This is a genomic window from Marinobacter sp. EhC06, from assembly GCF_001650915.1.
Lineage (GTDB): Bacteria > Pseudomonadota > Gammaproteobacteria > Pseudomonadales > Oleiphilaceae > Marinobacter.
Genome location: NZ_LXYO01000023.1, coordinates 1284671 through 1298909, shown reverse-complemented (window position 1 = coordinate 1298909; position 14239 = coordinate 1284671). Strand labels below are relative to the sequence as shown.

At 56.5% G+C, this 14239-nt stretch carries 16 protein-coding genes; 6 read left to right on the top strand and 10 right to left on the bottom strand.

Annotated features, from left to right (window positions below; genetic code table 11):
- Nucleotides 1-394 precede the first annotated feature (394 nt).
- Nucleotides 395-769: a hypothetical protein gene (locus A8B84_RS15760; RefSeq protein WP_064230052.1), complete on the top strand. Its 375-nt coding sequence runs from the start codon at nt 395-397 to the stop codon at nt 767-769.
- Between the two features lie 53 nt (nt 770-822).
- The gene (locus A8B84_RS15755; RefSeq protein WP_064230051.1) at nt 823-1212 is read left to right on the top strand and encodes a hypothetical protein; all 390 of its coding nucleotides are present in this window, start codon (nt 823-825) and stop codon (nt 1210-1212) included.
- A gap of 202 nt (nt 1213-1414) precedes the next feature.
- On the opposite strand, the gene A8B84_RS15750 is transcribed toward A8B84_RS15755, so the two are convergent.
- A complete protein-coding gene (locus A8B84_RS15750; RefSeq protein WP_064230050.1) occupies nt 1415-1603 on the bottom strand; it encodes a hypothetical protein in 189 nt (62 codons plus the stop codon).
- 166 nt (nt 1604-1769) lie between these two features.
- Nucleotides 1770-2210: a universal stress protein gene (locus A8B84_RS15745; protein WP_064230049.1), complete on the bottom strand. Its 441-nt coding sequence runs from the start codon at nt 2208-2210 to the stop codon at nt 1770-1772.
- A gap of 188 nt (nt 2211-2398) precedes the next feature.
- On the opposite strand from A8B84_RS15745, the gene A8B84_RS15740 reads away from it, so the two are divergent.
- Together A8B84_RS15740 and rhtB are read left to right on the top strand one after the other, a co-directional pair.
- Nucleotides 2399-3361 carry a calcium/sodium antiporter gene (locus A8B84_RS15740; RefSeq protein WP_064230048.1) on the top strand — a complete coding sequence of 321 codons (963 nt, stop codon included), beginning with the start codon at nt 2399-2401 and terminating at the stop codon, nt 3359-3361.
- A gap of 3 nt (nt 3362-3364) precedes the next feature.
- Nucleotides 3365-3985: a homoserine/homoserine lactone efflux protein gene (gene rhtB, locus A8B84_RS15735; RefSeq protein WP_064230047.1), complete on the top strand. Its 621-nt coding sequence runs from the start codon at nt 3365-3367 to the stop codon at nt 3983-3985.
- 12 nt (nt 3986-3997) lie between these two features.
- On the opposite strand, the gene A8B84_RS15730 is transcribed toward rhtB, so the two are convergent.
- The 8 genes from A8B84_RS15730 to dctP form a co-directional block, all read right to left on the bottom strand.
- Entirely contained in the window at nt 3998-4438 is a 441-nt protein-coding gene (locus A8B84_RS15730; protein ID WP_064232338.1) for a DUF4124 domain-containing protein, read from the bottom strand.
- Between the two features lie 118 nt (nt 4439-4556).
- Complete coding sequence (gene glcF, locus A8B84_RS15725) at nt 4557-5765, bottom strand: glycolate oxidase subunit GlcF (RefSeq protein ID WP_064230045.1); 1209 nt, start codon at nt 5763-5765, stop codon at nt 4557-4559.
- Nucleotides 5766-5767: 2 nt separating this feature from the next.
- Nucleotides 5768-6835, bottom strand: coding sequence for a glycolate oxidase subunit GlcE (gene glcE / locus A8B84_RS15720; protein ID WP_064230044.1), 1068 nt, complete (start codon nt 6833-6835; stop codon nt 5768-5770).
- On the bottom strand, nt 6828-8300 hold the full coding sequence (locus A8B84_RS15715; RefSeq protein WP_064230043.1) for an FAD-linked oxidase C-terminal domain-containing protein: 1473 nt from the start codon (nt 8298-8300) through the stop codon (nt 6828-6830). The genes glcE and A8B84_RS15715 overlap by 8 nt, the downstream gene beginning before the upstream one ends.
- 39 nt (nt 8301-8339) lie before the next feature.
- A complete protein-coding gene (locus tag A8B84_RS15710) occupies nt 8340-8765 on the bottom strand; it encodes a GlcG/HbpS family heme-binding protein (protein ID WP_008169282.1) in 426 nt (141 codons plus the stop codon).
- Nucleotides 8766-8787: 22 nt separating this feature from the next.
- Nucleotides 8788-10320 carry a TRAP transporter large permease gene (locus A8B84_RS15705; RefSeq protein WP_064230042.1) on the bottom strand — a complete coding sequence of 511 codons (1533 nt, stop codon included), beginning with the start codon at nt 10318-10320 and terminating at the stop codon, nt 8788-8790.
- On the bottom strand, nt 10317-11021 hold the full coding sequence (locus tag A8B84_RS15700) for a TRAP transporter small permease subunit (protein ID WP_064230041.1): 705 nt from the start codon (nt 11019-11021) through the stop codon (nt 10317-10319). The genes A8B84_RS15705 and A8B84_RS15700 overlap by 4 nt, the downstream gene beginning before the upstream one ends.
- Before the next feature lie 100 nt (nt 11022-11121).
- Nucleotides 11122-12168 (bottom strand): TRAP transporter substrate-binding protein DctP, encoded by a 1047-nt coding sequence (gene dctP, locus A8B84_RS15695; protein WP_230708116.1) that lies wholly within the window; start codon nt 12166-12168, stop codon nt 11122-11124.
- 344 nt (nt 12169-12512) lie between these two features.
- On the opposite strand from dctP, the gene A8B84_RS15690 reads away from it, so the two are divergent.
- Nucleotides 12513-13271 (top strand): FCD domain-containing protein, encoded by a 759-nt coding sequence (locus tag A8B84_RS15690; RefSeq protein WP_064230040.1) that lies wholly within the window; start codon nt 12513-12515, stop codon nt 13269-13271.
- Nucleotides 13272-13426: 155 nt separating this feature from the next.
- Nucleotides 13427-14197, top strand: a complete 771-nt coding sequence (locus A8B84_RS15685) for an ABC transporter ATP-binding protein (protein WP_064230039.1) — start codon at nt 13427-13429, stop codon at nt 14195-14197.
- The last annotated feature ends 42 nt before the right edge of the window (nt 14198-14239 follow it).

Sequence of the window (14239 nt, the reverse complement as noted above, 5' to 3'; positions counted from 1 at the left end):
GAAAACTCTAATCAGCGGTGCAACTGAAACAGGGATGTTTACAGGTTCTACCCCGTTTCCACAGACGGTTTTAAAACGCCTGTGGACTTACCCCTTATAGAGGATATTTTGCGAGTTTGTCGTGCAGTCCGGATGTTCGCTTTTGTTTAAAAGCAAACAATTTATCGAGCTCTGGTCTGGAGAAACCATCACTAAATTGGTCGGCCATGGAGGGGTAAGTCCAATCACAGGCTAGGAGTGTCTAGTGGAGTGGGGTAGAACCCAAGTGTTGCTCCCGGCTCTGCAAGAACGCCCGCATACCATCACGGAAACCATACCTCGCTACTAAGAAAACTGTCCCTCTCCAAAATGTGCCGACACCGTAAGAGAAGGGCGCCCCTAAAGGAATTCAATAATGATTCTTGATCCGATCATCCTTGTTCTTCTGTTCATTGGCGCCATTGCCATCGGCTCTCTGCTTATCTACGTGAAGATCGTCTTCGATCACCGCGTACCCACATCTACTTCCTCAACAAAGACTGCCTTGCCTCAAGACCAACCGCCAATACTGATAAGCGAGGGGCTCAAGGTATACCGCCTGGAAGCCAAGGTCGCTGGAAAGCCGGCTGAGTATTATTTGGATATTGATGACCGAATCATCGTCGGGATCCATCAATCATCCAAGCATCAATATGCCGGCGTCCGATGTGTGGTTTCCGAAGACGTACTCAACGACCTCGCAGCATCTTTGCAGTCGGTTGCAGCGGCACAGACTGGTGGAACGGAATAAGTGCAATCTCCCGGTAAGAAACGATTAGGCCTAATCAGCCACAAGGAGATCATATGATTCACCCAACGGCACTCGTATTCGCAATCATCGTCATCATGGCGGGTCTATTTGCCCTTCTGTATCTCGCTATCCATATATACACACGGTCGGAGGAGCGGCGTCTGCAGCTCGAGCAAAACCGATATGACACTTCAGTTGAAGTAAAAGCGGGTACTGACTATTCGGTTCGGTTTCGGCCGGGCGTGAATAGCGACACGCCCGCCAGCGCCTACCTCTCTGCCTGCAACCCGCCCTCTTATAGCGTTCGGGTTGCCACAATGAGATCACCGACCAGGGTGATACTGGAATTGGATGCCCAGGCTTTCGATGACATAGCGATTGCCTGGATCGAATACCGCGGTCTGGCCGGTGCGGTCGGCGGGCCTCCAGCTATGGAGTGTTGAAGGTGTAGCGTCAGGTGCTCCGGCGCAAGGGAACCGAGAAGCATGAAACTTGACCCCCGAAAGTCACGACAAAATCACGACAATTCACTTACAGGCCGCACCAATACAGGGCTGATGGTGCCGCCTCCGGGCACCATTAAGAAGCCAGACAAAACCCGCCTTGCGCGGGTTTTGTGGTTTTCTGACGCCCGAGAAAACCGACTCAAGCTGAGACTCTCTGGGCATGGCTAGTCCTGGGATCAATGCGCTCTTCCATCAGCCGTCGTTCACACATGGCTCTTTTCAGTTCCGAGTAATTAGTGGGGCTCGGATCTTCTTCGTAACGTTCCTGAGCCAGTCTCGCCAGGTCACATTTATCGAGCCACTTCTCGATCAATTCCGTCGTCTTCATAGCCACCTCGTTTAGTTGAATTCACTCGGTCAGCATAAAAGCCTGGGCCCTGCGCTATCTCAGTTGTATTTCGCATGAATTGTGGCGAATCATGTATGGGAGAATGGATCAGGAATGAAAAAGCCCGCTTGATGCGGGCTTTGGAGTGTTTACCGAGCTTTGCCGTTTACTCACTAACCACCGTTACCGGGCGGTGGGCATGCCTGACGACCTTCTCACTGACACTTCCAAGAGTGAGGCTTCTCAGCATTGAGTCGCCGCGCCGCCCCAGAAACAGGTGGGCGCCGGAATTCTCGTCGAGATATTCGACGATCTCCTTGGCGGGGTCTCCCTTAAGCAGAACTTCTTCAGCAGGCTCAACAAGTCCGCTTAAAGCCTGTTTCGCGGCATCAAATGCCTTGCGACCATACTCATTGGCTTCTTCATCAATGTCGCTCTGCAACACACCACTTACAATCAGTCTCTCGACCCTGGTGCCCGGGAATACCGCTAACAGTTTGAGTGGTTGGCCGGTAGCTTTAGCAAGCTCGGCTGCCATTTTCGCTGCGTGTGACGAATGCTCTGAACCATCACAGGCAACAACGATGCTCTGAGTTCCTTGTGCCATGATCCCCCTCCTTCTCTGATCAATGTTTAACCAAACTAACATTGCAGCGCCCGTCGAAGGGTTGACTGAAATCAATTACCGCAGGATCGGTTTTATGATCTAAGCGCATTTGTACCTATTGCAGGAACCCGTGGCACCATCGATTCTTGCGCTGCCGAGACGGCAATTGACCACAAGGAGTGATTGAAATGCTGATGGCCATTGGGGCGATCATCGCGGGTCTGATTCTGTTGGTGTGGAGTGCGGACAAATTTGTGGAAGGCTCGGCCACCACAGCCAGCCATTTTGGTATGCCCCCACTGCTGATTGGCATGGTTGTGGTTGGTTTTGGCACGTCTGCGCCGGAGATGGCAGTTTCTGCCCTTGCCGCATCCCAGGGCAACCCGGGGCTGGCGTTGGGCAATGCTTACGGTTCAAACATCACAAACATTGCCCTGATTCTGGGTATCACAGCGCTGATGGCCCCAATCGCCGTGCATTCGCAGGTCATGCGCAAAGAGCTCCCCATTCTGATTCTGGTAACCGCCTTCGCCGGCTGGCAGCTTTGGGACGGTGACCTGAGCCGTATGGATGCAGTTGGCCTGATGCTAGTTTTTGTGTTGCTGATCGGCTGGAGTATCTACCAGGGCTTCCGTCAACCGGACGATGCGCTCGCGAAAGAGATGAACGAAGAAGTCCATGCCATGCCGTTGCGCAAAGCGCTTCTATGGCTTGTGGTCGGACTGCTGCTGTTGATTGTCAGCTCCCGCATTCTGGTATGGGGCGCCGTTGATCTGGCCACCATGTTCGGCATCAGCGATCTGGTTATCGGCCTCACCATAGTGGCCGTTGGAACATCACTCCCGGAACTGGCCTCATCCATCATTGCGGCCCGCAAGGGTGAGCACGACCTGGCCCTCGGCAATATTCTGGGCTCCAACCTGTTCAACACCCTGGCCGTTGTGGGCATTGCGGGGCTGATTGCGCCCATGTCGGTGGCGCCGGAAGTGCTCACCCGTGACCTCCCGGTTATGGCTGCCCTCACCCTGGTTCTGTTTGCAATGTGCTATGGCTTCCACGGGCCGGGGCGCATCAACCGTCTTGAGGGCGGCGCCCTGCTGCTTGCCTTCGTGGCCTATACGGTGTATCTCTTGGCTTTTTCAGGAGCGTAATTTATGTCACTTGCAGCCTGGCTGACCTTCCTAGTTGCGGCCGTACTGATCAGCGTTTCCCCGGGGGCCGGGGCGATCAATACCATGAGTAATGGCATGCGTTACGGTGTTCGCCGTTCGCTGCCGGCCATCATGGGGCTGCAACTTGGTTTTGGCATCCAGATTCTGCTGGTGGGTGCCGGGCTGGGCGCCATCATTGCCTCCTCGAACATCGCCCTGTCGGTCATCAAGTGGCTGGGCGTTGCCTACCTGATCTGGCTGGGCATTTCCAAATGGCGCGAGCCGGTGATGGAATCCATCGACGATGACCGCCAGCCCGTTAGCGGTCACAAAAGGTTCTGGAATGCCGTGTTCGTGAACCTGACCAACCCCAAGGCCACTGTATTTCTGGTGGCCCTGTTCCCGCAGTTTCTGGTGGCCGGAGCACCCCATGGCCCGCAGCTGATTACCATGGGCGCCACCCTGATCCTGGTCGACTGCCTGGTGATGCTGGGCTATGCCCTGCTCGCCAGCCAACTGTTCCGGTTCATGACCACCGCCCGCCGCCAGCGACAAATGAACCGGGTGTTTGGCGGGCTGTTCGTCACCGCCGCCGTCGCCCTCGCGAGCTTCAAGCGCGCCTGATATCGGGCTGAATCAACGCAGGATGCACTCACGGCTCAGCTTCTGGCTGAGCGTCCTGCGTTGCTGCCTGAGGGCATTCCCCCGGTCGTTGCTATAACCCGCCCGCAGTTTGGATTGAATCCGCTCCAGCTTGCTCCTGTAGGTTGCACAAGTTTTCTCACGCTCGGCATCAGCTTTCTCTTGGGCGCTCATGCCGGAACTTCCCGGACGACCCGAGGCAAGCAGGCCTTCAACGTCTTTGCGGATTCCGGACACACGCTTGCCTTGCCTGAGGTTCTCGGACATGGGCACGGTGACAGGCGCCTGTACCTGTAGCTGCTTATGGGGAATTTCACCCGGCGGGTAATCGGAGAAGTGTGCCACGCCCCGGCTGTCTATCCAGGTGTAGACCTCGGCATTGGCTACTGAAGCGAGAGAAAAAGACAAAACGAGACCAGCCATCATCCTTGGCATACGGTTCCACTCCCTGTGGTTCGGTAATTTGGTGGGGCAGTATAACGAAAAAAACCGTGGCCTTGGGGTATATGAAAAAAGGGTCAGATGGGAACTTCATCTGACCCCGGTTTAAGCTCTACTGATCCAGAAGCTCAATCCAGTGCTGCACCGGCACCGGTGATTTGGTCTCCAGGTGCATCTGGCAACCAATGTTGGCAGTTACGATGCGGTCCGGATTATCGATGGTCAAAGCCTTCAGCTTGTTGCCAAGAAGCTTCTGGCTCATCTCCGGCTGGGTCACCGAATAGGTGCCAGCAGAGCCACAGCAGAGGTGCTTATCCTTTGTTGCCGCGAGATTGACGCCGGCCCGCGTCAGTACCTGCTCAACAACGCCATTCTGCTTCATGGCGTGTTGCAAGGTGCAGGGGCAGTGGAACGCCACCTTGCCGGGATCCTGGCGAACCTTGAGTTTCTCCAGGTCCTGTCTCAGCAGGAAAGCACCAAGATCGGTGCACAGCTCGCTCACCTTCTGCGCCTTGGCAGCGTAGACCGGGTCGTCTTTCAGAAGATGACCGTAATCCTGCACCATGGCGCCACAGCCGGAAGCCGTCATCACAATCGCTTCCGCACCCGCTTCGATGGCAGGCCACCAGGCATCAATGTTCTGACGCATCCTTTCCAGGCCTTTCTCATGCTCGGAAAGATGGTAGTTCACGGCGCCACAGCAGCCGGCCTCGGGCGCTTCCACCATGGTAATACCAAGGCGGTCCAGAACCCGGGCGGCGGCGGCATTGGTGTTCGGAGTGGCCGAAGGCTGCACGCAGCCTGCCAGTGCCAGCACTATCCGGCTATGACTGGCCGCCGGCCATGGGCTGGCCTGCTTTCTCGGCGGCACTTTGGTGCGTAGCTTCTCCGGCAACACCGGGCGGAAGATCTGCCCAAGGCGGAGCAGTAAACCGAACAGCTGGCGGTTCGGAATCACCCGTGCCAGGGCCCAGCGCAGCCACTTGTCTTTCGGCTCCCTGGGCATTTCCTTTTCCATCAGGCCACGGCTGATGTCTACCAGGCGGCCATATTGAACCCCGGAAGGACAGGTGGTTTCACAGCTACGGCAAGTCAGGCAGCGATCCAGGTGCTCGCGGGTCTTCTCGGTAACTTCCGCCCCTTCCAGGAACATCTTCATCAGGTAGATCCGGCCCCGTGGGCCGTCTCGCTCGTCGTTCAGTTCCTGATAGGTCGGGCAGGTTGCGGTGCAGAAGCCACAATGCACACAGGCCCGCAGGATGGACTCGGCTTCCTGGCCTTCCTTGGTGTTGGCAAATTGTTGAACCAGATTCGTTTGCATAATTACAACCAGCTGTATAAACGTCCGGGATTGAAGATGTTGTCCGGATCAAAGGCATTCTTGATACGGCGCTGAATGCCCTTCAGGGCCTCCGGCTGGTGATGCATCACCTCTGCGGTGCGATCGCCACCACGGAACAGGCTGACCTGGCCACCGGCCGCACGGGCGGCAGGTTCCATATCCTTGAGCTCACCAGCGCCCCGGAACCAGCGCTGGGAACCGGCCCAGTCGATAAACCAGGTACCTTCCAGTTTCGGCGTGGCCGCCGTCGAACCGACCGAGAAGCGCCAGAGCGGTACGTCGTTACCGGCAAAAAACTCATGCTGCATGTCCTGCACCTGCCGCCAGAACTCATCGCCCTGCTCCATCACCTCTCCGGACCACTTTTCAGCCGTGGCCTCCACGCCGGATTTCGCACCAGCCAGGCGCAGATAAACCTTACCGTCCACCCAGCAGGCGGCGGTGATCGGCTTGGGCTCTGCCGCCCGGCTGTTCATGTAGTGAATCACCTCGTCCATGCCCATTTCCTGAACCAGGGTCAGGGAGGCGGCAGGCTTGGGCATTACTTTCATGCTGATTTCGGTGATCACGCCCAGGGTTCCGAGGGCACCGGCCTGGAGACGTGAAACGTCATAGCCAGCCACGTTTTTCATCACCTGGCCACCAAAGCGAAGATGCTCGCCCTTGCCGTTCAGCAGCCGGATACCCAGTACCTGGTCCCGAACCGAGCCCGCCCAGGGGCGACCCGGCCCGGAAAGATTGCAGGCCAGGGTGCCACCGATGGTGGAGGCCGCACCAAAATGCGGTGGCTCGAAGTGCAGGCACTGGCCTTCCTCGGCAAGCGTGGCCTCGATCTCGCTGAGCGGCGTGCCGGCGCGGACGGTCAGAACCAGTTCCACCGGGTGGTAATCCACAATGCCGGTGTGCTCGCCCACGTTGAGAGTTCCGGCATCGACGTCGGCTTCACGGCCCATAAAAGCCTTGGTGCCACCGCCGACAATATTCAGTTTGTGCCCGCTGTCCCGGGCCTGGAGCACCTGCTCCTTCAGTTGTTGGGAAATATCAGCCATGGGCGGCTTCCGTATGCTCGTGCGTGTGTTGTTTGTGCTCCAGGGAGCGGTATTCTTGGCAGAACCGCAGGGCCGGAACGCCCTTGCCCGGATTCAGGATGCCGGCGGGATCAAATGCGGCCTTTACGTCGTGGAACTGCTGGAGTTCTTCATCGTTGAACTGAACGGCCATCTGGCGAATCTTCTCAACGCCAACGCCATGTTCACCGGTGATGCAGCCGCCCACCTCCACGCACATTTCCAGAATGCGTGAGCCGAAGGCCTCGGTGCGCTCGAACTCCCCGGGTACGTTGGCATCAAACAGGATCAGAGGGTGCAGGTTGCCGTCGCCGGCATGGAACACGTTTGCGACACGCAAGCCAAACTCCTCGGACATTTTCTCCATTTCCGTGAGAACGTAGGCGATATGACGGCGAGGAATGGTGCCGTCCATGCAGTAGTAATCCGGGGAAATCCGGCCTACGGCCGGGAAAGCAGATTTACGGCCTTTCCATAACAGCGCGCGCTCTTCTTCACTCTGGGAAGTCCGGACAGAGGTCGCCCCGAGCTTGCGGAACACTTCCTCGGCCTCGGCGATATGCTCGTGGACTTCCTCTTCGGTACCGTCCACTTCACACAACAACAGGGCCTTGGCGTCCCGCGGGTATCCGGCCTGGGCAAAATCATCCGCTGCGATGATGGCGTGGCCATCCATCATTTCCAGACCACCGGGGATGATGCCGTGGGAGATAATTCCGCCCACGGCGTCACCGCCTTTCTGAACGTCATCAAAACCGGCCATGACTACCTGGGCCACTTCCGGTTTCGGCAGCAGTTTTACTTTGACTTCGGTTACCACACCCAGCAGACCTTCAGAGCCGGTCATCAGTGCCAGCAGATCCATGCCGCAGCTGTCCAGGCCATCGCTGCCCACATTCACCACATCACCCTCGGCAGTGACCATTTCCACGCTGAGGATGTTGTGAACGGTCAGACCGTACTTGAGACAGTGCACGCCGCCGGAGTTCTCCGCCACATTGCCGCCGATGGTGCAGGCAATCTGGGAGGAAGGATCCGGGCCGTAATAAAGGCCGAACTGGGCCGCATCTTCACTGATAGCCAGGTTGCGAACGCCGGGCTGAAGCCTGGCCGTTCGCGCCAGCGGGTCAATGTCGATGATGCGATTGAACTTGGCCAGCGACAGCACCACGCCCTCCTTGTTGGGCATGGCACCGGCACTGAGCCCGGTTCCGGCACCACGGGCCACTACCGGCACTGCGTTCTCGTTACAGATACGCATCACCCGCTGCACCTGTTCAACGGTCTCCGGCAGCACCACCAGCAACGGCATCTCGCAATACATCGACATGCCGTCGCATTCGTAGGGCTTCATGGTTTCGTCATCAGTGATGACATAGTCCGGGTCGATAAACGCCCGGAACTGCTCCGCCAGCTCGGCTTTGCTGACTTTCGGCTTGGTAGTCATAGCACTCTCTGGGTGTGAATTACGTCTGTGTGACAGTCATCAACCGCGTTTTGTTTCAAAGTGGTCAAGACCGGCCTGGGCGCAGTCCATATCCTGCTGGGGGGTACCGGAACTGATTCCGATACCACCCACTACTTCGCCGTCAACGATCACCGGCAGGCCACCGCCAACAGAGCTGATGCGCCCGCCAACTTCGGTATGAATGCCGAAAGCCAGACTGCCGGGCACGTTCACCTTGTTGTAGTCATGGGTGGCTTTCTTGGCTGCAGCCGCCGTGAAGGCCTTGTCCTGGGCGATGGTTACGCTGGTAATCTTGCCACCGTCCATGCGCTCGAAGGCCACCAGGTTGCCGGATTCGTCCACCACAGCGATGCACATGGGCACGCCGATTTCGCGGGCCTTTTCCGCGGCGCCCTCAATGAGGATGCGCGCCTCGGCAAGGTCCAGTCGTTTGATCGTCAACATAAAGCATTACTCCTTGATTTGATTAACCGTAAACCAGCCCTGGCAGCCAGGTTACGATGCCGGGGATCAGGACACACATGAACAGTCCGAACGCCTGAATCGCCAGGAACACCAGGGACGACTTGAAGATGGTACCCATGGAGATTTCCGGAGGACAAACGCCGCGGATGTAGAAAAGTGCGTAACCGAATGGCGGACTCAGGAACGACATCTGCATGTTCACCAGGTACAGCACACCGAACCAGAGCACGACGTCATCACCTGCAACTGGCGGGAAGCCGAACAGGCCAGGAAACTCCAGCGCTTTCACAATCGGTATGAAGATGGGTACCGCCAGCAACAGGATACCAACCCAGTCAAGGAACATACCCAGGACTACCAGCAAAACCATCAGCAGGAACAGGATTCCGTATGCCGACATGCCCGTGCCCAGAATGGCGTCGGTTACGAACTGCTGGCCGCCCTGGAGGATGTAGAAACCAACGAAAACCGACGCACCGAACATGATCCAGAGAACCATGGCAGAGGCCTTGGCTGTGGTCACAGACGCCTCGCGAAGCCCCGCGATCGAGAACTTCTTGTGCATCATCGCAACGATAATGGCACCGAAGGAACCGATACCTGCCGCCTCAACCGGCGTGGCGATACCACCAAACAGCAGCCCCAGAACCAGACCAACCAGCGCAAGGGGCGCAATCAGATTTCCCAGAAGTTTGAGTTTTTCTTTCAGGCTGATCCGGTCTTCCACCGGAATCGGCGGGCCCAGCTTCGGATTCAGCCAGCTGCGCACCAGGACATAAGTCAGGTACAGACCAGAGAGCATCAGACCGGGCAACAGAGAGCCCAGATAGAGCTCGCCCACGGACTGCTGTGCTACCACGGCGTACAGAATGGCCAGAATCGAAGGCGGAATGAGGATACCCAGGGTTCCACCCGCCATGATAGAGCCGATGGCTATCTTGTGATCGTAATGACGCTTCAACATGGCCGGCAGTGCGATGATGCCCATGGTGACAACGGCGGCGCCGATAACACCGACCATCGCAGCCAGAATCGTAGAGGCGACAATGGTTGCAGCGGCAAGACCACCACTGATACCGCCCATCCACTTGTAAACCACGCTGAACATTTCTTCGATCAGGCCCGCACGCTCAAGCATCGACGCCATGAAGATAAACAGAGGGATCGCAGCAATGTCCGGGTTCGCCATCAGCGGGAAGATCCGGCCGGGGACAATGTTCAACATCATGGCGTCACCCACCAGATAGATGAACATGACACCAAGGCCACCGGTCACGAAGGCAAGCGGCAGCCCCATCATCAGGGCTACAGCCAGAGATCCAAACATCAGGTAGGTCAGCGGCCCGATTTCGACACCGGAAAGACTACCCGATAGCTTGAAAAGGAATTTCTCATCACTCCATGGGTCGTAAAAGAGAATGTTGATCAGTTCAACACAGATGACAAACGCCAGACCCACGGTGGCGATGATCATTAACCATGTACCCAGTTTCCCGGCCATGCCATTGCTGGGCGCTGCAGTTGTTGTACTCATGATGTGCGCTCCTGACCGAGACGGATGAACAGTACGATGTCTTTAAGCAGCTTCGAAAAGCCGGCGAGCAGCAACAGGATTGCGCCCAAAAACATCACGCCTTTCACGGGGTAATACTGGATACCCCAGGTCTCGACCGTGGTCTCTTGCATCATCAGAGAGTCCTGGAAGAAGGTCCAGGATGTGGTCGCCAGAACGGCCGCAAATATGAAAAAGAACATGGACGTAAAAATATCCATGCCCACGCGCCCGCGAACCGGCAGGAAGTTATAGACGACGTCCACCCGCACGTGAGCACCATGCAACAGCGCGAAGGCGCCAGCGAGAATGTACTGCATCCCGAAGATCAGGAAGCTGGCTTCATGCACCCAGATCGTTGGCATGTTGAAGATGTAGCGCATCACCACTTCGAAGAAATAGAAAAGCACTGCGTTGATCGTCCAGAACGCAACGAAAAGGCCTGACTTCTCACACATCCAGTCAACGATTTTCGTAAACCAGTTACCCTCATATTCAAAATGAGCGAGCGGATCATCTTCTTCGGTCTGTAACTCGGAAACCGTTTTCTCTGGCTCGGCGTCATCTCCACCGTGCTTACTGCTCCACTTATCCCAAGCCATCATGAGCAATGGCATTACCGCAAGCCAGCCCCAGTAGAACCAGTGCGGCAAAACAAAGCCAAAGGAACTCAGATCAGACATGTTGTTACCACCCAGATCAAAGAGCGAGGAAGGGAGGGCTAATCCTTAGTCGGCTAACCCTGCCTTCCCCGATTATCGTTTTTTGTTTGAGCTTTGGAACTTAGAAGCCCTTGATGTCTTCTTCGGTAATGTAACCAACCGTGTCGTTCATCATGTACTTCAGCTGGATATCCAGAATGGCGCGTGCGTCCTCATTCTTGTTGGCCCAGTTGAACCAGATGGGGATTGCCGCTTTACGCCAGGTTTCAAGATCTTCCTGGCTCAGACGCGTAACCGTGTCACCCTCTGCCTTGAACTTCTCCATAGCCGCTATGTTGCGCTCCTGGATGGCCAGGTAGTGCTTCTGGGAGTAAATACGCACTTCGTCCTCAACCAGCTGCTGTAGTTCGGGCGAGATAGAGTTCCAGGCACGCAGGCTGACGGTCAGGTCCATCAGGTCGACCGGCTGGTAGATAGACATGACGCCAGGAGGTCCGAAGATGATGTAGTCGGTCACCTGGGAGAAGCCCAGTTCGTAGTTAACCGCAGGGCCTACGTAGTCCGCTGCATCAATGGTTCCCTTCTCGAGCGCCGGGAAAATATCTGACCCCGGCAGGCTTACGGTAGAAACCCCGAACTGCTGGAATACCTCGGCCACCATGCCGCCCGGGACACGAATCTTCATGCCCTTGAGATCTTCGAGGCTGTTAACCGGCTGCTTGGAGTGAATGATGTTGGCGTCGTGCTGGATGGGGCCAACATAGAACAGGCCAAACTTCTTGTAGATTTCCCGGGTCTTTTCCAGCATGCCCATGGAGTAGAACATGGTGTCCCACTGGTGGGGCTGATCAGGTCCGGCTGGATAGGAGGACAGGAAAACGGAAGCAGGGATCTTCCCTGACCAGTACAGAGTGAACGGATTCATACCCTGCAGAACACCGTTACGTACCGCGTCAAAGAGTGCGTTGTTGTCTGCAGCGACAGCCTTGGCCGGGAAGCACTGGAACTTCAGCTCTCCGCCAGACTTGGCTTCAATACTCTTACACCACTCCTCGAAGAGCGTGTAACCCACGGTGCCCGCGTCCCAGGTGGACTGGATTTTCCACGTAGTGGCAGCCTGGGCCTGACCTGCACCCATCAGCATTGCGCCTGCCAGAGTGGCGCCCATGGCGATTGTTTTAAGGAAACTTCTGCGAGGTGGGGTCTCGCCAGTGTCACAGCTATTTCGGATGTTATTCTTCGAATTCATCGAAACGTCTCCGTTGGCTTTGTTGTTATCAGCGTCTATGGCAACGCCGGCAAAGGCCGACATTAGAATGATATTCGTAGTCGCGCCGGGTTTAGTCCAGTTCGGAGACCACTGGTCTGACCAGTTTTTGAAGTATTAAAAATGGACGAAATCCTCTGAATCGGCCATATTTAACGGGCTCGGACGCACATCAGCTGACAACGGAAACACCAACAATCAAAAGCATTCACTGGTCAGACCAGAGAGCGTAAACAGGCAGCCAAATGGCAATCTCCCAGGAAATCTCATACCGGCTTGAGCGCCTTATCCTTGACGGTGGGCTCGCTCCGGAGCAGAAGATACCGTCCGAACGTCAGTTGGCAACTCGGCTGGGCGTGTCCCGTGCGGTCATTCGGGAAGCCCTCCATGAGCTCCAGGGGCGTGGCGTGATCGAAACCCGCCATGGCAAAGGCTCGTTTGTGGCCAGCATGGTGCCCGGAGCCAACGAACTCGGGGAACAGAGCCCGTTGATGCATCTTTTCGAGGGGCACCCGCGAACGCTGTTCGATCTTCTGGAAGTGCGAGAGCAACTGGAGGGCCAGGCTGCCTACCTGGCTGCACAGCGGGCAACACGGCTGGACCGGCATCGCATTACCAAGGCATTCCGCGCCCTGGAAGACACTGACCCGCTCAGCAATGCCCGGCTCGACCACGGTTTTCACCTGGCGATTGTTGAGGCATCTCACAATCCGGTTCTGGTGCATGTACTCAACAGTCTGAAAAACATGATGTTGTTGACCGTTCAGGCTTCGGTTGCCAACCTGAACCCGAGGGAAGAGATGCGCAAGAAAATCGTCCGCCAGCACCGGCAGCTTTATGAAGCCGTGATCGCCGGAAAACCGGCCAGCGCTCAAAAGGCCGCCACGGCCCATGTCCGCTTCGTCAGCGAAGCCATGCGAGATATGGAAAAAGATGGCGGCACACTGATCAGGCTGCCAGTCAATCAGGAGGCGGCCAATGAATATTCCCGGGCAGGCACCTGAGCATGGCAAAAAGCTTGCATTGAACAATCATTCGACCACAATGACATGCAGCGAACGGCGGTGAAATTCGGTAAAACGCTCCCTTCAAGGGATTGATTTCCGGGTCCACAGTCCGTAAAACATGCGCCTTTGAATTACAGCCCCAGGAGTCACCCATGGCGGACCAAGCGCCTTTGATCTGCAGGGACATTCACAAGACCTTTGACCAGCTTGAAGTGCTCAAAGGTATTTCACTGGAGACCCGCAAAGGCGACGTGGTTTCCCTGATCGGCAGCTCCGGCTCCGGCAAGAGTACCTTCCTGCGTTGCATAAACCTGCTGGAAACTCCCACCTCCGGCGACATTATCGTGCACGGCGACCCAATAAGGTTCACAACCAACCGCAAGGGCGAACGTATTCCGGCGGATAACAAACAGGTTGAATTGATCCGCGCCAAACTTTCCATGGTGTTTCAGAGCTTCAATCTCTGGTCCCACATGACCGTGCTGGAGAACATCATTGAAGCTCCGATTCACGTGCTCAAGGTACCCAAGAAGGAAGCCATCGAGCGCGCCGAGGCTTACCTGAACAAGGTGGGTATCTACGAGCGCAAGGACTACTACCCGGCCCAGATGTCCGGCGGCCAGCAGCAGCGGGCGGCCATTGCCCGGGCCCTGGCCATGGAACCGGAGGTCATGCTGTTTGACGAACCCACGTCGGCACTGGACCCTGAGCTGGTGGGGGAAGTACTGAAGGTAATGCAAAGCCTGGCCGAGGAAGGCCGCACCATGATCGTGGTCACCCACGAAATGGCATTCGCAAGGGATGTGTCGAGTCAGGTCCTGTTTTTGCATCAGGGCGTGATCGAGGAACAGGGTACCCCCGAGAAAGTGTTTGATCACCCGGATTCGGAACGTATGAAGCAGTTCCTGACTCCCAACTTCTGACACTCGGTGCTATCTTGAACCGGTGAAGAAATAAAATGTTGG